This window comes from Phreatobacter aquaticus, assembly GCF_005160265.1.
GTDB classification, from domain to species: domain Bacteria; phylum Pseudomonadota; class Alphaproteobacteria; order Rhizobiales; family Phreatobacteraceae; genus Phreatobacter; species Phreatobacter aquaticus.
On sequence record NZ_CP039865.1, the window covers coordinates 4,336,295 to 4,358,833 of the forward strand.

The 22,539-nt window shown below is 66.1% G+C and carries 25 protein-coding genes; 10 read left to right on the forward strand and 15 right to left on the reverse strand.

Annotation, left to right across the window (positions count from 1 at the left end):
* The first annotated feature begins 106 nt into the window (after positions 1-106).
* Entirely contained in the window at positions 107-1,225 is a 1,119-nt protein-coding gene (locus E8L99_RS20650; RefSeq protein ID WP_137101317.1) for a branched-chain amino acid ABC transporter substrate-binding protein, read from the forward strand.
* Between the two features lie 374 nt (positions 1,226-1,599).
* On the opposite strand, the gene E8L99_RS20655 is transcribed toward E8L99_RS20650, so the two are convergent.
* Together E8L99_RS20655 and E8L99_RS20660 are read right to left on the reverse strand one after the other, a co-directional pair.
* On the reverse strand, positions 1,600-2,331 hold the full coding sequence (locus E8L99_RS20655) for a cytochrome c biogenesis CcdA family protein (RefSeq protein ID WP_137101318.1): 732 nt from the start codon (positions 2,329-2,331) through the stop codon (positions 1,600-1,602).
* 185 nt (positions 2,332-2,516) lie between these two features.
* A complete protein-coding gene (locus E8L99_RS20660) occupies positions 2,517-3,143 on the reverse strand; it encodes a LysE family translocator (RefSeq protein WP_137101319.1) in 627 nt (208 codons plus the stop codon).
* 182 nt (positions 3,144-3,325) lie between these two features.
* Here E8L99_RS20660 and E8L99_RS20665 point away from each other — a divergent pair, with 182 nt between their 5' ends.
* Positions 3,326-3,565: a hypothetical protein gene (locus E8L99_RS20665; protein WP_137101320.1), complete on the forward strand. Its 240-nt coding sequence runs from the start codon at positions 3,326-3,328 to the stop codon at positions 3,563-3,565.
* 4 nt (positions 3,566-3,569) lie between these two features.
* On the opposite strand, the gene E8L99_RS20670 is transcribed toward E8L99_RS20665, so the two are convergent.
* Positions 3,570-4,829 carry an NAD(P)/FAD-dependent oxidoreductase gene (locus tag E8L99_RS20670; RefSeq protein WP_168201763.1) on the reverse strand — a complete coding sequence of 420 codons (1,260 nt, stop codon included), beginning with the start codon at positions 4,827-4,829 and terminating at the stop codon, positions 3,570-3,572.
* Between the two features lie 132 nt (positions 4,830-4,961).
* Between E8L99_RS20670 and rpe the strand changes: the two genes are divergently transcribed.
* The 6 genes from rpe to E8L99_RS20695 all read left to right on the forward strand — a co-directional run bounded on the left by rpe (position 4,962) and on the right by E8L99_RS20695 (position 11,354).
* Entirely contained in the window at positions 4,962-5,642 is a 681-nt protein-coding gene (gene rpe / locus E8L99_RS20675) for a ribulose-phosphate 3-epimerase (RefSeq protein ID WP_137101322.1), read from the forward strand.
* A 192-nt stretch (positions 5,643-5,834) separates the two neighbouring features.
* Complete coding sequence (locus E8L99_RS20680) at positions 5,835-7,916, forward strand: putative bifunctional diguanylate cyclase/phosphodiesterase (protein ID WP_168201764.1); 2,082 nt, start codon at positions 5,835-5,837, stop codon at positions 7,914-7,916.
* Positions 7,917-7,967: 51 nt separating this feature from the next.
* Positions 7,968-8,594: a hypothetical protein gene (locus E8L99_RS23865; RefSeq protein ID WP_168201765.1), complete on the forward strand. Its 627-nt coding sequence runs from the start codon at positions 7,968-7,970 to the stop codon at positions 8,592-8,594.
* A gap of 59 nt (positions 8,595-8,653) precedes the next feature.
* The gene (locus E8L99_RS23870; protein WP_168201766.1) at positions 8,654-9,358 is read left to right on the forward strand and encodes a DUF2259 domain-containing protein; all 705 of its coding nucleotides are present in this window, start codon (positions 8,654-8,656) and stop codon (positions 9,356-9,358) included.
* Positions 9,359-9,432: 74 nt separating this feature from the next.
* The gene (purB, locus tag E8L99_RS20690; RefSeq protein ID WP_137101325.1) at positions 9,433-10,740 is read left to right on the forward strand and encodes an adenylosuccinate lyase; all 1,308 of its coding nucleotides are present in this window, start codon (positions 9,433-9,435) and stop codon (positions 10,738-10,740) included.
* 59 nt (positions 10,741-10,799) lie between these two features.
* The gene (locus tag E8L99_RS20695; RefSeq protein ID WP_137101326.1) at positions 10,800-11,354 is read left to right on the forward strand and encodes an RBBP9/YdeN family alpha/beta hydrolase; all 555 of its coding nucleotides are present in this window, start codon (positions 10,800-10,802) and stop codon (positions 11,352-11,354) included.
* Positions 11,355-11,356: 2 nt separating this feature from the next.
* Here E8L99_RS20695 and E8L99_RS20700 read toward each other — a convergent pair whose 3' ends face one another.
* Complete coding sequence (locus E8L99_RS20700) at positions 11,357-11,560, reverse strand: hypothetical protein (protein ID WP_137101327.1); 204 nt, start codon at positions 11,558-11,560, stop codon at positions 11,357-11,359.
* Between the two features lie 101 nt (positions 11,561-11,661).
* On the reverse strand, positions 11,662-12,441 hold the full coding sequence (locus E8L99_RS20705) for an HpcH/HpaI aldolase family protein (RefSeq protein WP_137101328.1): 780 nt from the start codon (positions 12,439-12,441) through the stop codon (positions 11,662-11,664).
* A gap of 176 nt (positions 12,442-12,617) precedes the next feature.
* Here E8L99_RS20705 and murI point away from each other — a divergent pair, with 176 nt between their 5' ends.
* Complete coding sequence (gene murI / locus E8L99_RS20710; protein ID WP_210421783.1) at positions 12,618-13,505, forward strand: glutamate racemase; 888 nt, start codon at positions 12,618-12,620, stop codon at positions 13,503-13,505.
* Positions 13,506-13,681: 176 nt separating this feature from the next.
* Positions 13,682-14,299, forward strand: coding sequence for a 30S ribosomal protein S4 (gene rpsD, locus E8L99_RS20715; RefSeq protein WP_137101329.1), 618 nt, complete (start codon positions 13,682-13,684; stop codon positions 14,297-14,299).
* A 104-nt stretch (positions 14,300-14,403) separates the two neighbouring features.
* Here rpsD and E8L99_RS20720 read toward each other — a convergent pair whose 3' ends face one another.
* From E8L99_RS20720 to E8L99_RS20765, 10 genes are all read right to left on the reverse strand, one after another.
* Complete coding sequence (locus E8L99_RS20720; RefSeq protein WP_137101330.1) at positions 14,404-15,018, reverse strand: glutathione S-transferase family protein; 615 nt, start codon at positions 15,016-15,018, stop codon at positions 14,404-14,406.
* A 103-nt stretch (positions 15,019-15,121) separates the two neighbouring features.
* A complete protein-coding gene (locus E8L99_RS20725; protein ID WP_137101331.1) occupies positions 15,122-16,306 on the reverse strand; it encodes a hypothetical protein in 1,185 nt (394 codons plus the stop codon).
* A 232-nt stretch (positions 16,307-16,538) separates the two neighbouring features.
* A complete protein-coding gene (gene grxD, locus E8L99_RS20730) occupies positions 16,539-16,880 on the reverse strand; it encodes a Grx4 family monothiol glutaredoxin (protein ID WP_137101332.1) in 342 nt (113 codons plus the stop codon).
* Positions 16,881-16,924: 44 nt separating this feature from the next.
* Complete coding sequence (locus E8L99_RS20735; protein WP_137101333.1) at positions 16,925-17,158, reverse strand: BolA family protein; 234 nt, start codon at positions 17,156-17,158, stop codon at positions 16,925-16,927.
* Positions 17,159-17,176: 18 nt separating this feature from the next.
* Positions 17,177-19,387 (reverse strand): phosphoribosylformylglycinamidine synthase subunit PurL, encoded by a 2,211-nt coding sequence (gene purL, locus E8L99_RS20740; RefSeq protein ID WP_137101334.1) that lies wholly within the window; start codon positions 19,385-19,387, stop codon positions 17,177-17,179.
* A 32-nt stretch (positions 19,388-19,419) separates the two neighbouring features.
* On the reverse strand, positions 19,420-19,809 hold the full coding sequence (locus E8L99_RS20745; RefSeq protein WP_137101335.1) for an MAPEG family protein: 390 nt from the start codon (positions 19,807-19,809) through the stop codon (positions 19,420-19,422).
* 13 nt (positions 19,810-19,822) lie between these two features.
* The gene (gene purQ / locus E8L99_RS20750) at positions 19,823-20,521 is read right to left on the reverse strand and encodes a phosphoribosylformylglycinamidine synthase subunit PurQ (RefSeq protein WP_137101336.1); all 699 of its coding nucleotides are present in this window, start codon (positions 20,519-20,521) and stop codon (positions 19,823-19,825) included.
* Positions 20,522-20,547: 26 nt separating this feature from the next.
* Positions 20,548-20,787: a phosphoribosylformylglycinamidine synthase subunit PurS gene (gene purS, locus E8L99_RS20755; protein ID WP_137101337.1), complete on the reverse strand. Its 240-nt coding sequence runs from the start codon at positions 20,785-20,787 to the stop codon at positions 20,548-20,550.
* A gap of 151 nt (positions 20,788-20,938) precedes the next feature.
* On the reverse strand, positions 20,939-21,466 hold the full coding sequence (locus E8L99_RS20760) for a hypothetical protein (RefSeq protein ID WP_137101338.1): 528 nt from the start codon (positions 21,464-21,466) through the stop codon (positions 20,939-20,941).
* Positions 21,467-21,548: 82 nt separating this feature from the next.
* A complete protein-coding gene (locus E8L99_RS20765) occupies positions 21,549-22,514 on the reverse strand; it encodes a sodium-dependent bicarbonate transport family permease (RefSeq protein ID WP_137101339.1) in 966 nt (321 codons plus the stop codon).
* Positions 22,515-22,539 lie beyond the last annotated feature (25 nt).

Below are 22,539 nucleotides of genomic sequence, written 5' to 3' on the forward strand. Positions count from 1 at the left end.
TGACAAGTCGCACGAAACGGTGTTCGATCTGGTCCAGGGGCGACAATCTCGCTCTTCAACCGGGGCGTCCAGCCACTCGTGCCCCCCCTCTTCGGAAGGATGAGAGATGAAGAACAAGATGATCGCCGGGCTGATGCTCGGCATGGGACTGGTCATGGCGGTACCCGCCTCGGCCCAGATCCGTCTCGGCGTCGCAGGACCGATCACCGGTCCGAACGCCGCTTTCGGTGCGCAGCTGCGCAATGGCGTCGAACAGGCCGTTGCCGACATCAATGCAGCCGGCGGCATCCTCGGCCAGCAGATCACGCTGGCCGTTGGTGACGACGTCTCCGATCCCCGCCAGGGCGTGAACGTTGCCAACAAGTTCGTCGGCGACGGCATCCGCTTCGTGGTCGGCCACTTCAATTCCGGCGTCACCATGCCGGCATCCGAAGTCTATGCCGAGAACAACATGGTGTTCATCACCCCCTCGGCGACCAATCCCCGCATCACCGAGCGCAACCTCTGGAACGCGTTCCGCACCTGCGGCCGTGACGACCAACAGGGCGCTGTGGCCGCGGCCTATCTGCGTGCCAACTTCGCCGGCAAGCGCATCGCGATCGTTCACGACAAGACCACCTACGGCAAAGGCCTCGCCGACGAGACGCAGAAGGCGCTCAACGCCGCCGGCGTCAAGGAAGTGATCTACGAGGGCGTCAACACCGGCGAGAAGGACTTCTCGGCGCTGATCTCCAAGCTCAAGGCAGCCAATGTCGACATCGTCTACTGGGGTGGCCTGCACACGGAAGGCGGCTTGATCGTCCGCCAGATGCGTGACCAGGGCGTCACCGCGCCGCTGATGTCGGGCGACGGCATTGCCGACGACGAGTTCGCCGCCATTGCCGGTCCCGGCGCCGTCGGCACGCTCATGACCTTCCCGCCGGACCCGCGCCGTCGTCCGGAAGCCGCCGCCATCGTCGAGCGCTTCCGTTCGGTCCGCAAGTTCGAGCCGCAGGCCTACACGCTCTACAGCTACGCTGCGGTGCAGATCTTCCAGCAGGCGGCCATTGCCACCAACTCGCTCGACCCCAAGAAGATCGCCGAGTACATGCGCTCGGGCGTCACCTTCAAGACGGTCATCGGCGACATATCCTACGACAAGAAGGGTGACATCACCCGCGCCGACTACGTGACCTACACCTGGCGCCGTGGCGCCGACGGCAAGGTCACCTATACCGAGAACTGAGACTGACGCGGCGGGTTTGCCTGCCGTTCCAGACGACTATCGAGCCCCGTCCGGAGTGATCCGGGCGGGGTTTTCGTTGGGGGGTTTGAAAAGAGGTCCAGCCCGATGGGGCCGGGCGCAATTCTTCACCTCTCCCCGTTGGGGAGAGGTCGATCCGAGCGCATGCGAGGATCGGGTGAGGGGGCGAGTTCGGCGTGGTGAGGACGGTGCCGCCGCAGCTCAAGCGACGAGCATTCGTCCCCTCACCCGCCCTCGGCTTCGCCTCAGGCGACCTCTCCCCAACGGGGAGAGGTGAAGATCGCGCCCGGTCGCCGGTCGCAGAACGTCAAAGACAGGCCGGGTGGGCTCGCGGCAGCGCAAGCACTCGCCTCACCTCACCCGAACTTCGACAGGCCCGGGAACGTCTCGAGGATCCAGAAGGCGAAGCTGCTCATCTGTCCGGTGAGAAACGCGATGCCGGTGGCGACCAGCAGCACGCCCATCACCACTTCCACCATGCGCAGGCGGTGGCGCACGGCCGCCGCGAAGCGCAGGAACGGCTTGATCGCCACCGCCGCGACAATGAAGGGAATGCCGAGGCCTGCGGAATAGGCGGCCAGCATGGTCGCGCCCTTCACCACCGTGGTTTCGGACGCTGCGACCGCCAGGATCGCTGCCAGCACCGGGCCGATGCAGGGCGTCCAGCCGAAGGCAAAGCACAGCCCCATGACATAGGCGCCAACCGGACCAGATCGCGGCTGATGCTCCAGCTTCGCCTGGCGGTAGAGCATGGGAATGCGGAACAGGCCGACAAAATGCAGGCCCATGACGATGATCACCACGCCGGCAACCATCGACAGCGTGGCGGAATGGACGCGTACCACCTGCCCGATCACCGAGGCCGAGGCCCCGAGCGCGATGAACACCGTGGAAAATCCCGCGACGAAAACCAGCGCCAGCAGCACGGCGCGTTTCACCAGCGAGGGATTGGCCTCGGCGCAGGTGAGATCGTCGAGGGTCGCTCCCGTCAGATAGACGAGATAAGGCGGCACCAGCGGCAGAACGCACGGCGACAGAAAACTGACAAGGCCCGCGATCAACGCCGCGGTATAGGTGACTTCGGGCATTCCAATTCCGCCTGGGAACCCGCCGGACCACCTGTGACGCCAAGACCAGGCGGCACAAGGGTCCCTTCCCTTCCGTCTATCGCGCCAATGCGCGGACCGGAAGCGGTCAAATCAAATACTCGCACAGCCGTGATCCCGCGTGAGAATCAGCTCGCCCTGAATGCCGTGCCCGTGAACGACCGGCTTCAGTTGCGCGCGGCCTGCAGCGAGACGGTGGCAACACCCGCGCCGATCAGCAGGGAGCCACCGACCCGGTTGAAGATCGTAATGGTCATTGGGTTTCCCACCATCGTGCGGGCGCGCGAGGCGATCAGCGCATAGCCAAAGGCATTGGTGAAGGCGACGGCGAGGAATGTGGTCTCGAAGATCGCCATCTGGACCCAGAAATCGCCGGCGGGATCGAGGAATTGCGGCAGGAAGGCTACGAAGAAGGTGATGCTCTTCGGGTTGAGCGCCGTCACCAGCCAGGCGTGGGCGAGCATTCTCGCCTGAGAGGCGCTGTCGCGCCGGGGCTCCGCATCAAGGGCACCGCCGGCGCGCCAGAGCTTGATGCCGAGATAGATGAGATAGGCCGCACCGATCCACTTCAGCACGGTGAAGACGGTGGCCGATGCGGCGAGCAGCGCGCCGACCCCCAGCATGGAGAGCGTCATGGCGGTGAAGTCGCCGAGCGCCACGCCGGTCGCCATGGGCAAGGCGACGCGCCAGCCGCGACCCAGCGCATAGGACACGACCAACAGGATGGTGGGCCCGGGAATGACGCAGAGCACGATGGAGGCAGCGGTGAAAGCAAGCCAGGCTTCGATCGTCATGGCGATTTCTCCAAAAATTCAACGGACATTATAAACGATTTCCGGAAATGCGTCGAAATAGATCTGGCCCCGGGACGATCCGAAAGAGATGGTTAACCATACGCGCGGGCTCACCGGGCAGGCCCCGTAACATCCGCTCGCCATCACTCGAAACCAGCCTGAACGCCCATGGAGCGCCTCGCATGGTCCAGATGATCAATGGCTACCCGTGCCAGAACTGCACCGACATCAGCCTCGCCAAGCGCGGCCTGAACCCGGAAAACCCGACCAACGATCCGGTGAAGACAGAGGAACTCGCCCTGCGCAAGGGGTTTCCTTCGACGTCCGATGCAGACAAGGACCGGGTGAACGGCGCCGAGGCGAGCACACAGCAGCGCTCCCGCGCTCCGGGTACCGGCATTCTGGTCGATTTCGACGCCTGAGCGCTTAAGTCCAGCGTTCCGCCGAATAGGGCGCGAGATCGATGAAGGGCGGTTCGCCGGCCATTGCCGAGAGCAGCGCCTTGGCGGTGGCGGGGCCAAGCGTGAAGCCCCAATGGCCGTGGCCGAAGGCGAACCACATGCCCTCGTGGCGGCGGGCGGCCCCCAGGATCGGACGCGAATCCGGCGTGGCCGGCCGGCGGCCCATCCACGGCTCCGGCTCGACAGGATCGCCGAGATCGAACAGGTCCGAGCTCGCCCGGCGCGCGCGCTCCAGTTGGACCGGGGTCTTCGGCGCATCGCGATCGGCGATCTCGACGCCCGTGGTCAGCCGGATCCCCTGCTCCATCGGGCAGAGGACGTAACCGACATCCTCGTCACAGATCTGCCGGTTGAGGAAGCCGTTGCCCTTGGCCTTGAAATGCTGGTGGTAGCCGCGCTTCACGCCAAGCGGGAACCGGTAGCCGAACTTTGCGACCAGATCGGCCGACCAGGGCCCCAGCGCGATGACAACCTGGCGGGCAGTGACGGCACCCTCCTCGGTCTCGACCCTGTAACCGCCCTGCACCTGGGCAAGTGTCATGGCATCGCCCTTGGCGAAGCGGCCGCCGGCCGCGACGAAGGCCGCCGCATAGGCCTTGGTGACGGCGCCCGGATTGGACACGGTATCGGCCTGCTTGCACCAGATGGAGCCGGCGAAATTGGGCTTCATGTGCGGCTCGAGTTCCAGCGTCTCTTCCCGGGTCAGCAGTTGGTTGTCGATGCCATATTCGGCGGACAGTTCGAGACGGCGCTTCTGCGCAGCCAGGCTCTCCGGCTTGCGGTAGATTTCCAGCCAGCCGGTCTGGCGAAAATAGCGCTCGGCCCCGGCAATACCGGCAAATTCGCGATGCGCCGCGACGGCCTGGGCGAAGAACGGCCGCATGGTGCGCGCCGTATCCTCAAGCTTGTCGGGCGCCGACCAGCGCCAGTAATCGAGCATCCAGCGCGCCACCTTCGGCAAGGCGGAGGGGTGATAGTGCGAGGCGGTCTCGCCATTCAGCGCATGTTTGAACAGGGTGGGAATGTCGCGCGGCATGGCAACTGGGAACAGGTTGCCGCCATCGACCACGCCGGAATTGCCATAGCTCGTCTCCTCGCCCGGCTCCCGGCGATCGACCAGCACCACATGCAGGCCGCGCCGCCGCGCCTCCAGCGCCGCCGAAGATCCGACCATGCCGGCCCCAAGCACCAGCACATCGTAGACCATACCCTGATTGCTGCTCATCGCCCCGACCATTGCCAATTCCACAGGCCAACTTTGGACCCGACGCAGCAGAACCCGCAAGGGTTTGGCTGCCCCTCATTGCCCGCGCACCTCGCCCCGTGCTACCCGGCCAGCCAACAGGAGTCCCTATCCATGCAGCCCATTCTGATCGCCCCGTCGATCCTGGCCTCCGACTTCTCGAAGCTCGGCGAGGAAGTGCGCGCGGTCGACGCGGCCGGCGCCGACTGGATCCACCTCGACGTGATGGATGGTCATTTCGTGCCCAACATCACCTTCGGGCCCGACGTGGTGAAGGCGCTGCGCCCGCACACAAGCAAGGTGTTCGACGTCCACCTGATGATCCAGCCGGCCGACCCCTATCTGGAGGCCTTCGCCAAGGCCGGCTCCGACATCATCACCGTCCATGCCGAGGCAGGCCCCCATCTGCATCGCTCGCTGCAGGCGATCCGGGCGCTTGGCAAGAAGGCCGGGGTCTCGCTCAATCCCTCGACACCGGAATCGGTGCTGGAATATGTCCTCGACCTCACAGACCTGATCCTGGTCATGACGGTCAACCCGGGCTTCGGCGGCCAGGCCTTCATCACCTCGCAGGTGGAGAAGGTCGCGCGCATCAAGCAGATGATCCAGGGCCGCGACATCCTGATCGAAATCGATGGCGGTGTGACGCCCGAGACCGCGCCGAAGGTCGCCGCAGCCGGCGCCGACGTGCTGGTGGCAGGCTCGGCCGTGTTCAAGGGTGGACCCGCCCATTATGCCCGTCAGATCGCGGCGATCCGTGAGGCGGCGGAGGCTACGCGCGGCCTGATGGTCTGACCGCCCGGAAAGGCCCCGCAGGCCCGGATTCGGGCGCCTTTCACACGGCAAGTCGGTGTTAACATAAGTCGGCTATCGTGACCGCTCGCTGAACGGCAGGGCTCTCACGGCAGGATGACGATGGACGTGCCGGACGCGCTCCCGCGGAGGCCCAGTGCCAGGAGCGGCCGGTTTTCCTGGCGGCCCTCGACGGTGTGGCATCTCGTCGGCCCGATGATCGGCGTGATCGTGTGCGGCGTCGCGGCCGTCTGGCTGTACCTGCCGGATGCGATGCAGGCGGCAGCCCTGGACGCCGCCTTTCGCAGCAACATCGAAGTTGCCGAACAGATCAAGATCACGCGCGGCTATTACACGCAGAACGTCGTCGCGAAGGCGACCGCATCCGGCGCCCTCACCCCGAGCGCCCACCATGTCGGCGATCCCGGCGCGATCCCCCTGCCCGCAACCTTTGTTCAGGACATTTCCGCGCTCCTTGCCCGCAAGGACACCACGCTCTCGCTGGTCAGCCCCTATCCGTGGCCACATCGCGCGGACCGCGAGATGGACCCGTTCCAGCGGCAGGCCTGGGATGCCTTCCAGGCCGACCCGCAGGCTGTCATCTCCCGGACCGAACTCCGCGGCGGCCGCCGCGTCCTGAGGGTCGCTGTGCCGGACCGGATGACGACGGAGGCCTGCGTCGCCTGTCACAACAGCGATCTCCACTCCCCCCGCGTCGGATGGCAGCTCGGCGACGTGCGGGCGGTGATGGAAGTCACCCGCGTCATCGAGCCCTATCTTGCAGCCGCCGAAGGACGCTCGCGGACCATCCTGTTCGCCATCGCCGGCATTGCCGTGGTGGTCATCATCGTGATGATGGCGATTGCCACCGTTGTGGCGCGCTCGGTGCGCGGCAAGCAGGAAGTCGACCAGCACGTCCTGTTCCTGGCCCATCACGACGCGATGACCGGGGCGCTCAACCGGAGTCGGTTCGTCTCCCTGTTGCGGGAGCGCACCGTCCAGTCGCCCAAGGCGCCCCGCACGCCCGACATCGCCCTGCTTTATGTCGACGTTGACCGGTTCAAGGAGGTCAATGACCGCTTTGGCCACGCGACCGGCGACATGCTGATCGAGGCCGTCGTCGCCCGCCTGCGCACCTTGCTGCGCCATGACGACCTGATCGGGCGCGTGGGTGGCGACGAATTTGTCATCGCGCGTCTCCGCGAGGTTGATGAACCCCGCGCCCTGCAACTGGGCGGCGCGATCGTCGCTGAACTGGAACGCCCCTTCCTGCTCGCGAACCACACCGTCAACGTATCTGCCAGCGTCGGTGTCAGGGTCGGCACGGGCCCGATCGAGGATCTTCTGCGCGCGGCCGATATCGCACTCTACCGGGCCAAGAGTTCGGGCCGCAATCAGGCCGTGCTGTTCAGCAAGGACATGCAGGACGAATTGGCGATCCGCCGCGACCTTGAGACAACGATCCGCGACAGCAGCCTCTACAACCGGTTCGACCTCTATTTCCAGCCGATCCACGATGGCGCCGACCGCCGCCTTCACGGCTTCGAGGCGCTGCTCCGCCTGCCGCTGCCCGGCGGCGGTTTCGTCCCGCCCAGCGAATGCATCCGCATCGCCGAGGAAATCGGCACGATTGGCGCCATCGGTGCCTGGGTCCTGAACCAGGCCTGCTTGGCTGCCGCGCGCTGGCCGGATCACCTGTCCGTCTCGGTCAATCTGTCGGCTCTGCAATTCGCGCCCAGCCCGGCCGGCGACGGCTTGATCGTCGACATCGTGCGCAGCGCGCTTGCCACCAGCGGCCTCAGCCCCCATCGGCTGGCACTCGAAATCACCGAGACGGTCCTCATGGAGAAGACCGACGACGTCATCGGCCAGCTCCATGGCCTGAAGGCGCTCGGCGTGACGCTCGTGCTGGACGATTTCGGCACCGGCTATTCCAGCCTCAGCTATCTCTGGAAACTGCCCTTCGAGCGGGTGAAGATCGACCGCTCGTTCGTCGCCGCGCTGAATGAACAGAGCCAGTCCGCGGCCCAGATCATCGCGACCATTCTGGCCTTGAGCCACTCGCTGGGCATGCGCGTGACAGGCGAAGGCGTGGAGAACGAGGAGCAGGCGCGCTTCCTGGCCAACCTCCACTGCGACCAGCTGCAGGGTTTCCTGTTCGGCCGCGCCATGCCGCAGACCGAACTGGCGGGCTACATGCTCGAATGGTTCATTGCCGAACATCTGGCCGATCACCTCAGCCTGTCGGCCGAAAGCCCGGTCGCGGCGATCGCCTGACCGGCGCGTCGATTCAGTCCTCGTCAACCGAAGGCGCACTATCATCGCGCCATGGCGCAAGGGGCAGCGATTCTCGGTCGGGACGGCGAGGCGAACGGCGGTGCCGGACGCGCGCCACGCAAGCGTGCGCCCAAGGGGGCCGGCGCCAAGGCGCAGGCGGCCAGGGCACAGCCGAAGCGCACGGGCCACAGGGACCTGCCGCGAGACCAGAAGCCCTGGACGACCGCCATCACCATGAGCTTCTGGATCGCGCTCGTCGGTGCGCTCGCGGCCAGCACAACCACACTGATGGCCGGCCATGCCCCGTCCTGGCGCAGCCTTGCCGTCGTCTTGCTCCAGTCGGTGCCGCTCTGGCCCGGTTTCGCGCTGTTCTGGCGGACCTTGGACGCCTGCCGTCACCACTCTTCGACGCTGCCGCTGACCTTCTGGCTGGGCATCGCCTTCATCGGCTCGTTCGCCGTCATGCTGGCCTTCCCGGGCCTGGTCTTCGCCATCCATGCCCGCTCGGCCGCCTATGCCGAGGATTTCGACGGCGAGATGCAGCTCGTCCACCACATCTACGGCACGGCCTATGCGCTGGCGCTCTATGTCTCGACAGCTTTCCGTCTCTGGTGGCCCTGGGGCGCGGCCTTGCCCGCCCTGATGACCGTCCTCTTCTGGCGCTCCTCCCGGCGCTGAGACGCCACGCTTCCGCCATTCCCTTGGGTAAGTCTGGCTTCTCTCACGGGAAGCTCGCTATGCGCCTGGCCCTTGTCCTGATCGCCCTCATCCTGTCGCCGGCCGCCATGGCGGCTGATACGGCCAGCACAGCGATCCTCGGTTTCAGTGCCGACGGCCGCCGCTTCGCCTTCGAGGAATATGGTCGGCAGGACGGCTCGGGCTATCCCTATGCCTCGATCTACCTGATCGATACCGAGAAGAACGCCTTCGCGGCGCCGCCGGTTCATGTGCGGATCGAGAACGAGGCGGCGACGATCGGCCAGGCACGGCGGCAGGCCGCGACGCGAGCGCGAGCCATGCTCGCCCCCATCGCCGAGCCGGGTGAAACCTTCGCCAGCCAGCCCATTGCCGAAATGACGGAGCAGCCGAACCATCTGCGGTTCAGGCTGGGGACCTATCTGCCGTACAACGGCGAACCGGTCACAGTGGCGCTGGAGGAGATCAAGATCGCCGAGGGGCCCTATTATCCGATCATGGGGTTCCGGCTGACGCTGCAAGGCAAGGGCGAGCCGGAGGTCCTGCACGAGGACCGGACCCTGCCCGAGCGCCGCAACACGGCGCTGGGCTACCGGCTCGGCGAGGCGATAGGCTATCGCCCCGCGCGCGGCCCCGGCCGTCCCGGCGTCGATATCCTGGTGATCATGGTCATGGTCATGCGCCAGGGCTTCGAGGGCACCGATGTCCGCTATATGGCGGTGACCGCGCCGCTGCCGGCGTCGTGAGATCAGCTCCGATTGTTCTTCGGTCCCTTCCCTGCTAGACGGCAGCCTTACCCCTTCGGCCGAGGCTTTCCGCGATGATCCCGCGCTATTCCCGTTCCCAGATGACCGCCATCTGGGACCCGCAGACCAAGTTCCGGATCTGGTTCGAGATCGAGGCCCATGCCTGTGACGCACTGGCCGAGCTTGGCGTGATCCCGAAGGAATCCGCGGCCAATATCTGGGCCAAGGCGAAGGACGTGACCTTCGACGTGGAGCGCATCGACGCCATCGAGCGCGAGGTGAAGCACGACGTCATCGCCTTCCTGACCCATCTCGGCGAATTCATCGGCCCGGACTCGCGCTTCGTGCACCAGGGCATGACCTCGTCGGACGTGCTCGACACCTGTTTCAACGTGCAGCTGGTGCGCGCTGCCGACCTGTTGATCGAGGACACGAAGGCGCTGTTGAAGGCGCTGAAGCGCCGCGCCTTCGAACACAAGATGACGCCGACCATCGGCCGCTCGCACGGCATCCATGCCGAGCCGACGACCTTCGGTCTGAAGCTCGCCCAGGCCTATGCCGAATTCGACCGCTGCCTCGCCCGTCTGGAAGCAGCCCGCGAGGAGGTGCGCACCTGCGCGATTTCCGGTGCCGTCGGCACCTTCGCGCAGATCGACCCGCGGGTTGAGGAACATGTCGCGAAAGCCATGGGCCTGAAGGTCGAGCCAGTCTCGACCCAGGTCATTCCGCGCGACCGTCACGCCATGTATTTCACCACCCTTGGCGTCGTCGCCTCCTCGATCGAGCGTCTGGCGACCGAGATCCGCCATCTCCAGCGCTCGGAAGTGCTGGAAGCGGAAGAATTCTTCTCCGAGGGCCAGAAGGGCTCCTCGGCCATGCCGCACAAGCGCAATCCCGTCCTGACCGAGAACCTGACCGGCCTTGCCCGTCTCGTGCGCGGCATGGCGCTGCCCGCCATGGAGAACGTGGCGCTCTGGCACGAGCGCGACATCTCGCATTCCTCTGTCGAGCGCATGATCGGCCCGGATGCGACCGTGACCCTCGACTTCGCGCTCGCCCGCCTCACCGGCGTGATCGACAAGCTTCTGGTCTATCCTGAGAACATGCAGAAGAATCTCGACCGGCTCGGCGGCCTGGTCCATTCGCAGCGCGTCCTGCTGGCGCTGACCCAGAAGGGTGTCTCCCGCGAGGACGCCTATCGCCTCGTCCAGCGCAATGCCATGCCGGTCTGGCGCGGCCAGGGCGACTTCCTGACCTTGCTCAAGGCCGATCCCGAGGTCTCCAAGGCCATGACGCCGGCCGAGCTGGAAGAGAAGTTCGACCTCGGCTTCCACCTGAAGCATGTCGACACCATCTTCCGGCGGGTGTTCGGGGCGAACTGATCCTCCCGCCGCCGACGCCCGTTCCTGCCGCCAGTCGCGGTCCAGCCAGAAGTGTTGCGATGCGCACCGCCGACGCCGACATCCTCATCGTTCCCGGCTACACCAATTCCGGCGACGACCATTGGCAGTCCCGCTGGGAGGCCAAGCTGCCGACCGCGCACCGCGTAGCGCTCGGCGACTTTCACAAGCCCGAGCGCGACCGCTGGGTCGACAATCTCGCGACCGCCGTCGCCTCCTGCTCGCGCCCGGTGATCCTCGTCGCCCATTCGCTCGGGGTGGTGACAGTGGCTCACGCGGCGCCGCTCTTTCCGAAGGGCGTGGTGCGCGGGGGCTTTCTGGTCGGCCTGCCCGACATCGAGCAGCGCGAGCCGGTGCCGAACCTCGACCCGGCCTTCCTGCCGATCCCGCGCGCGCCGCTGCCCTTCCCCTCCGTCCTGGTGGCAAGCCGCAACGACCCGCACAGCGCCTACGAGCGCGCCGAGGATTTCAGCTATGCCTGGGGCTCGGCGCTGTCGGATGCCGGCGAAGCGGGGCACATGAACTCCGACTCCGGCCATGGGCCATGGCCGGAGGGACTGATGCGGTTCGCCGGCTTCCTCAGGACGATCGGCTGAGGTCAGCGCGCGACCGTCTGCGCGCGGATGGCGCGGGCGACGAACCAGGCGACCGGGATTGCCAGTGCCACCCCGATACCGGCGGCGGCGGGAATGGTCGTCATGCCAAGGTCGTAGAGCGACGGCGTCGCCATGACGACGACCATGAGGGCACCCGCAAGCACCGTCGCGGCGAGCATGAACATCAGAATGAAGAGATTGAGCATGGAATCCATCCACCAGGGGCGGGGGTAGGATTCGTATCATCTTATTTTCGCAGATGCGCATTGAGACCGGTCAATGACCGGCCTCCGCATGCGGGCAGATATCAGCCGCGCGCGACCTGCAGCGCGTTCTGGGCGCCACCGCGCACCATCAGCGTGTCGTTGACCAGCGTGATGAAGCCCCAGCCCTCCGCCGCGAGTTCCTTCGCGCGGGCCGGGCTCGGTGCATAGCAACCGGTGAGCTTGCCGGCCTTGTCAGCCGCCGCCTTGATCTTGGCGAAGGCCTCCTTGACCACCTGGTTGTTCGGGTCGAGTTTCTCGCCCTTGAGCAGGGTGATCGACAGGTCGGAGGGACCGGCGAACACGCCGTCAATGCCCGGAACCGCCAGGATGTCGTCGACCGCGGCCAGCGCCGCCGTGGTCTCGATCATGGCCAGCGTCACCGTCATGGTGTTCGCCTTCTGCAGGTACTCCTGCTGATCCATGCCGGTCAGCTGCACGAAGCGGTTGCCGCCCCAGGAGCGGTCCCCGAGCGGAGGATATTTCACGGCCGAGGCAAACTTCCTGGCATCTGCGACCGAATTGATCATCGGTGCGATGATGATCTCGGCGCCGACATCGAGCAGACGGGCACCATCGCCGAAAGCATCGAGCGCGATGCGCACACCGGCCGGCTTACCGGCATGGTTGACCGCCGAGATGCCGCGCATGGCCGACAACAGGTCGATGGAAGAGTGCTGCATGTCGAAGGTGACGGCATCGAAGCCCTCGCGCGCCACCAGATCGGCGAGCAGCGGCTCGGGCATGCTCATCCAGGCCGTGAACAGGCTTTCGCCAGCGCGCAGACGGGCGGCGAGTTCATAGGGCTTCGGTGTCGTGCGCATGCGGTATCCTCCCGGGGTTTTTTCCAAACTGGCCGGGATCGGGGCGATCCGTCAACGTTCCGGTCCGCGCGTGGCCGGGCTGTGAAATGCATGGCTTGCCACGGCCGCAGCAATTCCCAACGCTCTCTTAACGCTTTGCCGCCAAAATCCCGCCTTCAGTTGCGTCAAGGTTCACCATGCGTATCACCTTCGGTTCGCAGTCCTTCGACCCCCTGGCGGGCATGAGCCACCCTGTTGCCCTCCCGTCCGACCTGCCGAGCCGCGCGCCCGTCGTAATTGTGTTCGATTCCGGCCTCGGCGGCCTGACCGTCCAGCGCGAGCTTGCCAGGGCCCGCCCCGACGCCCGCTTCGTCTATTGCGCCGATGATGCCGCCTTTCCCTATGGCGCGCTCTCGGAGGCGCATCTGGTCGCCCGCGTCGGCGCCGTGATGGAGCGCCTGATCGCCGCCCACCGTCCTGATTGCGTGGTGATCGCCTGCAACACCGCGTCCACGCTGGTCCTGCCGCACCTGCGCGCCCGCTTCGCCCTGCCCTTCGTCGGCACCGTGCCGGCGATCAAGCCGGCCTGCGAGCAATCCGCGAGCCGGATGGTCAGCGTGCTGGCAACGCCTGGAACAGTTGCCCGCGACTATACGAAAGCGCTGATCGCGGAATTCGGTCGCGGCTGCTCTGTGACGCTGGTGGGCGCGACCCGGCTCGCCGGCCTCGCCGAGGCGGTGATGCGCGGCGAAGCCCCGGACGATCAGGCGATCGCGGCCGAGATCGCCCCCTGCTTCGTCGAGGAGGACGGCGCCCGCACCGATACGGTGGTGCTGGCCTGCACCCATTATCCGTTGCTGACCGAGGCCTACCGGCGTCTCGCGCCCTGGCCGGTGACCTTTCTCGATCCGGCTCCGGCCATTGCCCGCCGGCTGACGCAGATCCTCGGACCTGCCCGCGGGTTTGACATTCCAGCCCCGGGCGTGGCCTTGCTGACCGGCGGCGCGGCCCATTCCGCCCTGGCACCGGTCTTTTCCGGCTTCGGCTTCGGCGAAACCCTGATCGAACCGCTGCCGCTTCATTGACATCGTGAGGGCGGGTCTGTAAGGACGCCGCTTCCCAGTTGGTCGCTCACCCGAGTGACCGGCCGGGTTTTTACGCACCCGCGATCGGATCTTGCGTCCGGTCTGTCGTCTCCCCATCCGGGGATGAAGAGGAGGGCGCGTTTCCTGTCGAAAGACAAAAACAAAGGGAACACGCGATGTCGAAGCGTCATGCTGCGAAATACAAGATCGACCGCCGGATGGGCCAGAATATCTGGGGTCGTCCGAAGAGCCCGGTCAACAAGCGCGAATACGGCCCCGGCCAGCACGGCCAGCGCCGCAAGAGCAAGGTCTCGGACTTCGGCACCCAGCTGAAGGCCAAGCAGAAGCTCAAGGGCTATTACGGCAACATTTCCGAGAAGCAGTTCCGCGCCACCTATACCGAGGCCGTCCGCGTCAAGGGCGATACCGGTGAGAACCTGATCGGCCTGCTCGAGCGCCGCCTGGACGCGGTGGTCTACCGCGCCAAGTTCGTGCCGACCGTGTTCGCCGCGCGCCAGTTCGTCAACCACGGCCACATCAAGATCAATGGCCGCCGCGTCAACATCCCCTCCTACAAGGTCAAGATCGGCGACGTGATCGAGATCAAGGAGGCCTCGCGCCAGATGGCTCTCGTGATCGAGGCCTCCCAGTCGGGCGAGCGCGACACGCCGGACTATCTCGAGGTCGACCACGGCAAGATGACCGTCAAGATGTCGCGTATCCCGACGCTGACGGAAGTCCCCTACCCCGTGCAGATGGAACCCTCGCTGGTCGTCGAGTTCTATTCGCGCTGATCTCTCGGGCTTCTGCCCGGACAGACGACAAGGCCGCCCTCGGGCGGCCTTTTTTGTTGGTGCGGTGGGTTAAAGCTTGCTCTGCCGATCGTCTCTCCGACGCCTCACGGCGTCTCGCGATCGATCGGCCAGTGCTTGAACACGTCCGTCGCCTCACAGCGCGCGCTGTGGGCGGCAAGCGCCGGGAAGGCATCCGGCGCCACCACGTCGGGGATGGTGAAGCGGATGAAGCCCCAGGCGACCGCAGCACCGATGGCGCCATGGGTCCACGGCTCCGGTGCCTTGCCGAACGTGTCAGCCGCCATGACATCGAGCGCCGCCAGTGCCTCGTGCAATTGCTCTCCCACCCGCTCGAGCCAGGGCTGATAGCGGATCGCCTCCGGCCGCTTGCGCTCGTACTCGATGGCGATCGCCTTTTCGCAGGTGACGATGGCGAGCGCCGTTGCGCGAAGGTCGGTCACCCGCGCCCTGGCGTCCTTCGGCCTCAGGCTGCGGCCCGCGACATCCTCGATATGTTCGATGATCAGCTGCGATTCCATCAGCACCGTGCCGTCGTCGGCCACCAGGCTCGGCGCCTTGATCAGCGGATTGATGGCCCGGAACCGGTCCATATGCCGGAACACCGAGACCGACTGGTGCTCGAACGGCACACCGAGGATCGTGCCGGCGATTGCCGCGCGGCGGACATAGGGACTGTCGAGCATTCCGACGAGCAGCATGGGGGCCTCCAGGCGGGTTTCGCCAGAGGGTGCTCGAAACGGGCCCGCTCGACAAATGGAAGTGTCTGATGGGCCGTTCAGGAGAATTGATGAATGGGTGCGCTCACCAGGAGCGGCGCGGGCCATCGTCGATGTGCAGGAGGCCGTTGCGGTAGCGCTTCACGCCACCGAGGTCATGACGCTGCCGCAGATAGGCGAGAACGGCTGCGCCATCGCCGGAGACGCGGAAATCGGCAGCGCGGCAATCCTTGTGGTAGGAGCCGCGGAACTCGTCGGTCCGCACGAACCTTCCATTGCCGCGATGCGTGGAGCGCACGAGGATCGGGCCGAACCGCAGCGCGACATCGTTCAGTGCCCGCCGTACGGGCGCCGGCAGGCAGGCGAGCGGCACGCCCGGATCGGGCATGACGCGCTCGCCGGCAATGCCGAGATTGCGTTCGACGGCGGCGGCGCCCGGGACGTAGCGCGGCCAGTCAGCCGTGCCGCCCTGGGGCGGCAGCGAGGCGAGGACGGGACCGGTCGCGCGCGTCGGCGAGGTCACGACCTGGGGCGCCATGCCGGCAGGCGCGCCAGCGGGGCCGGCGGGAATGACCATCGTGGTCGCCGTGCCGGCGGACGACAGCACCACCGGCGTGGATGAGGCGGAGGCAAGCGTCGGACCTGTGCCGGGCACGGGCGACGGCGCGACGGATCCACGAAGCTCGCCAGGGCGGGCCGGCGGCACAGGCGCGGCAAAGGCGATGGTGCGCTCGGGCAAGGCGGGCGGCTGCGGCGCCGGCTGGGAGGTTGCCGCGGCAATCGCCTCGGCGCCGCTCTGGCGGTTGGACCGCACATAGGCGCCGGGAATGATCACCTGATCGCGGCGATCGTCGTCGGGATAATCATCGGCGCGGCTGGTCTCGACCGGGGCGGCAGGCGGCTCGACCACCGGCTGTGCCATGCCCGCAGGCTGAGGGGCGACGACACCGGCTGCAACTGGAGGTGGCGCGGAGGCCTGGGTGATGACGGGCCGGGGCGCATCGATCGGACGCGGCAGCGGAAGCGGCGCGTGAAGCACCGGCATCGCCGCGGCTGCGGAAGGCACTGTCCCGCCGACGGCGGGCTGAGGTGCGGCCAGACGTGGCGCGGGAGCGATGAAGGTGGGCGACAGAAGATCGAGCGGCGCATTGGCGGCGCCACCGCTCGCCTGAAATCCAGGACGCTGCTGAGCCACAAGCGGCCCAACGGTCGCAAGCAGCAGGCCGACGGTCGTCGCAAGCGACCGGGTATGTCGAAAGTGCACGGCCATGCGGCTGGCGGGATCCCTTGCTTGCGATCGCTCATGCGATCATGGGCTTGGTCAAATCTGACCTGTCGGCAACACCACGGGCCTATTCCCGGGGTGCCACCACGGACAGGGGAACCGCTGCATGCGAACCCCGCTAAGCCGCCTCTCTCGCAACCGAGTGTGGCGAAATCCGGGCGAATGTGACGGCCGTTCGTCGGACCGTCACGTCAGCACAGGATCGGTGCCGGCCGATTCAGCTGGCGGTTTCGCGCACCGCCACGCCGTTGGTCTTCATCAGCTCAACGAGTTCGCCGGACTGGAACATCTCGCGGGTGATGTCGCAGCCGCCGATGAACTCGCCCTTGACGTAAAGCTGGGGAATGGTCGGCCAGTTGGAATAGTCCTTGATGCCCTGGCGGATCTCGTCGTTGTCGAGCACGTTCACGCCTTTGAACGGCACGCCGAGATAGTCGAGAATCTGGACGACCTGGCCGGAAAAGCCGCACATCGGGAACTGCGGCGTTCCCTTCATGAACAGCACGACATCGCCGGACTTCACTTCGGCGTCGATCTTGGCATGGGCTGGAGTGGTCATAGCTGTCTCTCGCTTGGGCGGGGTCAAGGCCCGCCTCCTCCTGATCAGGTAGGCGCGCTGGTGGTCAGCGCAAGGGCATGCAGCACACCGCCCATATTGCCCTTGAGGGCAGCATAGACGAGCTGATGTTGTTGCACACGCGACTTGCCGCGGAAAGCCTCGGAGACAACCGTCGCCGCATAGTGGTCGCCGTCGCCCGCGAGATCCTTGATCTCGACGCGGGCGTCCGGAAGCGCTTCCTTGATCATCCGCTCGATTTCGGCGGCCGCCATCGCCATTGTCTGTCTCCTAAGTCGTCAGGCCGCGCGCGCCATATAGGCCGGCAGCCACGACTCGAATGCCGTGCTCAAGTCCTTGATCATCATGGGTTCGTCGCCCGGCAGGGTCAACGCATTCCCGCCGGTCTCGCCGATCCGGGCGAGGAACAGGCCGGCGCCGGCCGCGCGGGTGGCAAGCTCCTCGACATGGGCCGGCGGCACCACCAGCACATAGCGCGCCTGATCCTCGCCGAACCACAGCGCGTGGGCCGGGACCTCATTGGGAACGGCATCGACGGTGATCCCGAGGCCGGCCGCGATCGCCATTTCGGCGAGCGAGACGGCGAGGCCACCGTCGGACACGTCGTGGCAGGCGTTGAGCAGACCATCGCCGATCAGGCCGCGCACAAACTCGCCGTGGCGCTTTTCGAGGGCCAGGTCGACTGGCGGCGGAGCGCCCTCCTCCCGGCCGCAGATATCGCGCAGATAGACCGACTGGCCGAGCCAACCATCCGTCTTGCCCAGCACGAAGACCACATCGCCGGCGATCTTCGCCGCGATGCCGACGCTCTTGGTGAAATCGGCAATGACGCCGACGCCACCAATGGTCGGGGTCGGCAGGATCGCCCGGCCATGGGTCTCGTTGTAAAGAGAGACATTGCCGGACACGACGGGATAGTCGAGGGCGAGGCAGGCCTCGCCAATACCCCGGATGCAGCCGACAAGCTGCCCCATGGTCTCGGGCTTCTCGGGATTGCCGAAGTTCAGATTGTCGGTGATGGCGAGCGGCGTCGCGCCAACCGCGGACAGGTTGCGGTAGGTCTCGGCCACCGCCTGCTTACCGCCCTCGAACGGATCGGCCTCGCAATAACGCGGCGTCACGTCGGAGGTCATGGCGAGGCCCTTCGGCCCGTTCTCGACGCGCACGACGGCGGCATCACCGCCGGGGCGCTGGACCGTGTTGCCGAGAATGATCGAGTCATATTGCTCGTAAACCCAGCGCTTGGAGCAGAGCTCCGGCATCGCCATCAGCTTCATCAGAGCCTTCGACGTCGACATGGGCGCCGTCACGCTGGCCGCCTCGATCACCGGCTTCTTCGGCGTCGGCACATGCGGGCGATCGTAGAGCGGCGCCTCATCGCCGAGCTCCTTGATCGGCAGGTCAGCCTTCACCTCGCCATTGAGCTTCACCACGAAGCGCAGCGTGTCGGTGGTGTGGCCGATGACAGCGAAATCGAGGCCCCACTTGCGGAAGATGGCCTTGGCCTCCTCTTCCTTCTCGGGCTTCAGCACCATGAGCATGCGCTCCTGGCTTTCCGACAGCATCATCTCATAGGCGGTCATGCCGGGCTCGCGGCACGGCACGTTTTCCAGGTGCAGCTCGATGCCGAGATCGCCCTTGGCGCCCATCTCGACCGCCGAGCAGGTCAGGCCGGCAGCCCCCATGTCCTGGATCGCATTGACGCAATCCCCGGCCATGATCTCGAGGCAGGCTTCCAGCAGCAGCTTTTCCGCAAAGGGATCGCCGACCTGCACGGTCGGGCGCTTTTCCTCCGCACCTTCGCCGAATTCGGCAGACGCCATGGTCGCGCCATGGATGCCATCACGACCGGTCTTGGATCCGAGATAGACGATCGGCATGCCGATGCCGGTCGCCTTGGCGTAGAAGATGCCGTCTGTGCGTGCGAGACCGACCGCCATGGCATTGACCAGGCAATTGCCGTCATAGCGCGTGTGGAAGCCGACCTGCCCGCCGACGGTAGGCACGCCGAAGGAATTGCCATAGCCGCCGATGCCGGCCACCACGCCCGCCACCAGATGGCGGGTCTTGGGGTGCTCGGGGTCACCGAAGCGGAGCGCGTTCAAGGCCGCGATCGGCCTGGCCCCCATGGTGAAGACGTCGCGGAGGATGCCGCCGACACCCGTTCCCGCGCCCTGATAGGGCTCGATATAGGAGGGATGGTTGTGGCTCTCCATCTTGAAGACCGCGGCAAGCCCGTCGCCGATATCGATCACGCCGGCATTCTCGCCCGGCCCCTGGATCACCCAGGGCGCCTTGGTCGGCAGGCCCTTCAGGTGGAGGCGGCTCGACTTGTACGAACAATGCTCGTTCCACATGGCCGAGAAGATGCCGAGCTCGGTGAAGGTCGGCTCGCGGCCGATCAGCTCGAGGATGCGCTGATACTCGTCCGGCTTCAGCCCATGGCTCGCCACCAGGTCCGGGGTGATCTTCGGCTCGTTCGCGGTCATTCCGGGATTCCCAATTGGCGCGAGACCGCGCCTCAGATCATTTTCAGGACGATGGCGATCAGGCTGCCGACGGTAAGCACCGCAACCGCGGCAAACTGGACCATGAAGCCGGTTCCGCGCTTGGACGGATCCTTGGCATAGGACAGCATGTAGAGGACGCGGCCGACGATCCAGACGAGGCCGAGGGCCACTGCATAGCGGTCGCCGACATAGAGTGCGAAGAGCCAGAGGGGCGCGAGGAACAGCGGCAGCCATTCCAGCGTGTTCATCTGGACGCGGTAGAGCCGCTCGAACATCTCGTTGCCGGTGACCGCCGGCGCCTTGACGCCGTAGCGCCCACGTGCGGCGCCCACCTGCAACCCCATGACGAAATAGACGAGCAGCGCGGCGATCGTGACGAGGGCCGTCAGGTTATAGGTCATGGACAACGGATCCTCAGGCTGTCTGCAGGGAGTCGGTCAGGCTCTCGAACAGCGCCCGTCCGTCGGTCGAACCGATCGCCGGATCAACGTGGTTTTCCGGGTGTGGCATCATGCCGAGCACACGGCGATTGTCGGAGACGATGCCGGCAATGGCGTTCATCGCGCCGTTGATATTGGTCTTGGGCGCAACCACGCCCGATGCGTCGCAATAGCGGAACACGACCTGCCCTTCGCCCTCGATCCGCTTCAGCGTCTCGTCGTCGGCGATATAATTGCCCTCGCCATGGGCCACCGGCACCTCGATCACCGCGCCGGCATTGTAGCGGCGCGTATAGGGCGTGTCGGACCGCTCGACCTTGAGGTGAACGTTGCGGGCGATGAACTTGAGCTGGGAATTGCGCATCAGCACGCCCGGCAGGAGGCCCGCCTCACACAGGATCTGGAAGCCGTTGCAGACGCCGAGCACCAGGCCGCCCTTCGCCGCATGGGCGCGCACCGCATCCATGATGGCGGCGCGGGCGGCGATCGCGCCACAACGCAGATAGTCGCCATAGGAGAAGCCGCCCGGCAGGACGACGAGGTCGGTGCCGGCGGGCAGCGCCGTATCGGCATGCCAGACCAGGGCCGGCTTCACGCCGGATGTCAGTTCCAGCGCATAGGCAATGTCACGCTCGCGATTGGAACCGGGGAAGACGACGACGGCGGCTTTCATGGGGCGGGCATCCTCTCAAGCAGCGGTCAGGCGATCTCGATGCGATAGTTCTCGACCACCGTATTGGCGAGCAGCTTCTCGCACGCGGTCTTGATGGCAGCCTCAGCGGCCGCCTTGTCGGAACCGGTGAGCTCGAGGTCGAACACCTTGCCCTGGCGGACGCTGGCCACGCCGTCGATGCCGAGGCTCTTCAGCGCGCCTTCGATGGCCTTGCCCTGGGGATCGAGAACGCCGGTCTTCAGCGTGACGGTGACGCGGGCTTTCATCGGCGGCGCTCCTGAGGCGGCAGGGTCTGGATGCGCTCCGTCTAGACTGTGGCGGCGCAGCAATCAATGCGAAGCACGCGCACAAGGGTGCAAAAGCCTCCTCCGGGGCAGCAAATGTGGAACGGCTGTACCTCCGGCCGCCTGCTGCCGCTCACGGCATCTGCGCCACCAGCATCACGACCGGCAGGAACTGGTCCATATTGGCGCGCGCATCCCGCTCGCGATCAGCCGAACTGACGACACTGAAGCTGCGGCGACCATCCGAGAAGAGCGTCGCGATGTAATATTGCTCGCTGCCATTGGTGCGGCGGATCAGCTTCACGGTGGTGAAGATCGTGGTGTCGCGCACCGTCCGCTGGCCGATCTCGACCACTTCGACGGCCCGCAGATTGCCATTGCTCTGTTCCACCATCCGCTGGTTGGTCAAGGCATTGGAGCGCTCGAACGACTCGAACGACATCATCGGCCCGTCGCGCTGCTGGCGGTAACTGACGACGGAATTGGTGGCGCAGGTGGCCGCCTGGCAGCGATAGAACACCGTACCCGTCTCGGCGACATTGCGCTGCCAGCCCTCCGGCGTCACCGCGATGCCCTGTGCCAGAGCCGGCAGGCTGGCGAAGGCGACAACGAGAAGGGCCAGGATCTGCAGGGTGAATTTCGGCGGGGCGATTCGGCGCATGGCGGCCTCGGATGATCCAGTTGGCATGACCCGAAGCTCTAAGACCGCAGCGTTTCCGTCCGATGCCGCCCAACCCAAGCGCTCAGCCATAAAGCGCCCGCGCCAGCGCGCCATAGAGTGGGATGCCGGCGATCAGGTTGAACGGGAACGTGACCGCCAGCGATGCCGTGAGATAGAGGCTCGGATTGGCCTCGGGTAGCGCCATGCGGACGGCCGCCGGCGCAACGATATAGGACGCGCTGGCAGCAAGCGTTGCCAGCACGATCGCGCCACCGACCGACATGCCGGCAAGGCTGGCCGCGATCAATCCGAGGCATCCATTGACCACCGGCGCGACCAAGGCGAAGACGACGAGCACGGCGCCACTGCGCCTGAGGTCGGTCACACGCTCCATCGTCTGGATGCCGAGCTCGATCATGAACAGGCAGAGCAGGCCGCGGAACAGATCGACGAACAGCGGCTTCACGGGTTGCAGCCCGGACGTGCCGACCATCGCGCCGATCGCCATGCCGCCGACCAGCAGCACGATGCTCTTGCCCGAGACGGTCTCGCGGATCACCCGGCTGAGCGGCTGGCCCGACTGTCCGGCCAACCTGGCACAGGCGAGAGCGACCACGATGGCCGGCACTTCCATGATCGCCAGCAGAGCCGTGACATAGCCCTCATAGGTCAGCCCGGCCGCATCGAGATAGGCCAGGACTGCGATGAAGGTGACCGCCGAGACCGAACCGTAATGCGCGGCAAGTGCCGCCGCATCGGCCACCATGAAGCCGGCCAGTCGGCGCAGGACCACGTAGCAGAGGAGCGGGATGAGGCCACCGAGCGCCAGCGCCGCCAGTGCGGGGCGCCACATATCCGCAAAGGGCGTGCGGGCGAGGTCCGCCCCTCCCTTCAGGCCGATGGCCAGCATCAGATAGATCGACAGAAGCCGGAACACCGGATCGGGGATCCGCAGGTCACTGCGCAAGGCGGCGGCAAGAGCGCCCAGGACAAAGCAGAGGGTGATGGGCGAGACGAGGTTCGCGAGAACCAGATCGAGATGAACCATGGGGCCTCCAGCCGATGCGGTGGCC

What these genes read in the sequence shown, in the direction of transcription:
- E8L99_RS20650 (WP_137101317.1), top strand. Translation starts at nt 107, where the DNA reads ATGAAGAACAAGATGATCGCCGGGCTGATGCTCGGCATGGGACTGGTC.
- E8L99_RS20655 (WP_137101318.1), bottom strand. Translation starts at nt 2,331, where the DNA reads ATGCCCGAAGTCACCTATACCGCGGCGTTGATCGCGGGCCTTGTCAGT.
- E8L99_RS20660 (WP_137101319.1), bottom strand. Translation starts at nt 3,143, where the DNA reads ATGACGATCGAAGCCTGGCTTGCTTTCACCGCTGCCTCCATCGTGCTC.
- E8L99_RS20665 (WP_137101320.1), top strand. Translation starts at nt 3,326, where the DNA reads ATGGTCCAGATGATCAATGGCTACCCGTGCCAGAACTGCACCGACATC.
- E8L99_RS20670 (WP_168201763.1), bottom strand. Translation starts at nt 4,829, where the DNA reads ATGAGCAGCAATCAGGGTATGGTCTACGATGTGCTGGTGCTTGGGGCC.
- rpe (WP_137101322.1), top strand. Translation starts at nt 4,962, where the DNA reads ATGCAGCCCATTCTGATCGCCCCGTCGATCCTGGCCTCCGACTTCTCG.
- E8L99_RS23865 (WP_168201765.1), top strand. Translation starts at nt 7,968, where the DNA reads ATGGCGCAAGGGGCAGCGATTCTCGGTCGGGACGGCGAGGCGAACGGC.
- E8L99_RS23870 (WP_168201766.1), top strand. Translation starts at nt 8,654, where the DNA reads ATGCGCCTGGCCCTTGTCCTGATCGCCCTCATCCTGTCGCCGGCCGCC.
- purB (WP_137101325.1), top strand. Translation starts at nt 9,433, where the DNA reads ATGATCCCGCGCTATTCCCGTTCCCAGATGACCGCCATCTGGGACCCG.
- E8L99_RS20695 (WP_137101326.1), top strand. Translation starts at nt 10,800, where the DNA reads ATGCGCACCGCCGACGCCGACATCCTCATCGTTCCCGGCTACACCAAT.
- E8L99_RS20700 (WP_137101327.1), bottom strand. Translation starts at nt 11,560, where the DNA reads ATGCTCAATCTCTTCATTCTGATGTTCATGCTCGCCGCGACGGTGCTT.
- E8L99_RS20705 (WP_137101328.1), bottom strand. Translation starts at nt 12,441, where the DNA reads ATGCGCACGACACCGAAGCCCTATGAACTCGCCGCCCGTCTGCGCGCT.
- murI (WP_210421783.1), top strand. Translation starts at nt 12,618, where the DNA reads ATGCGTATCACCTTCGGTTCGCAGTCCTTCGACCCCCTGGCGGGCATG.
- rpsD (WP_137101329.1), top strand. Translation starts at nt 13,682, where the DNA reads ATGTCGAAGCGTCATGCTGCGAAATACAAGATCGACCGCCGGATGGGC.
- E8L99_RS20720 (WP_137101330.1), bottom strand. Translation starts at nt 15,018, where the DNA reads ATGCTGCTCGTCGGAATGCTCGACAGTCCCTATGTCCGCCGCGCGGCA.
- E8L99_RS20725 (WP_137101331.1), bottom strand. Translation starts at nt 16,306, where the DNA reads ATGGCCGTGCACTTTCGACATACCCGGTCGCTTGCGACGACCGTCGGC.
- grxD (WP_137101332.1), bottom strand. Translation starts at nt 16,880, where the DNA reads ATGACCACTCCAGCCCATGCCAAGATCGACGCCGAAGTGAAGTCCGGC.
- E8L99_RS20735 (WP_137101333.1), bottom strand. Translation starts at nt 17,158, where the DNA reads ATGGCGATGGCGGCCGCCGAAATCGAGCGGATGATCAAGGAAGCGCTT.
- purL (WP_137101334.1), bottom strand. Translation starts at nt 19,387, where the DNA reads ATGACCGCGAACGAGCCGAAGATCACCCCGGACCTGGTGGCGAGCCAT.
- E8L99_RS20745 (WP_137101335.1), bottom strand. Translation starts at nt 19,809, where the DNA reads ATGACCTATAACCTGACGGCCCTCGTCACGATCGCCGCGCTGCTCGTC.
- purQ (WP_137101336.1), bottom strand. Translation starts at nt 20,521, where the DNA reads ATGAAAGCCGCCGTCGTCGTCTTCCCCGGTTCCAATCGCGAGCGTGAC.
- purS (WP_137101337.1), bottom strand. Translation starts at nt 20,787, where the DNA reads ATGAAAGCCCGCGTCACCGTCACGCTGAAGACCGGCGTTCTCGATCCC.
- E8L99_RS20760 (WP_137101338.1), bottom strand. Translation starts at nt 21,466, where the DNA reads ATGCGCCGAATCGCCCCGCCGAAATTCACCCTGCAGATCCTGGCCCTT.
- E8L99_RS20765 (WP_137101339.1), bottom strand. Translation starts at nt 22,514, where the DNA reads ATGGTTCATCTCGATCTGGTTCTCGCGAACCTCGTCTCGCCCATCACC.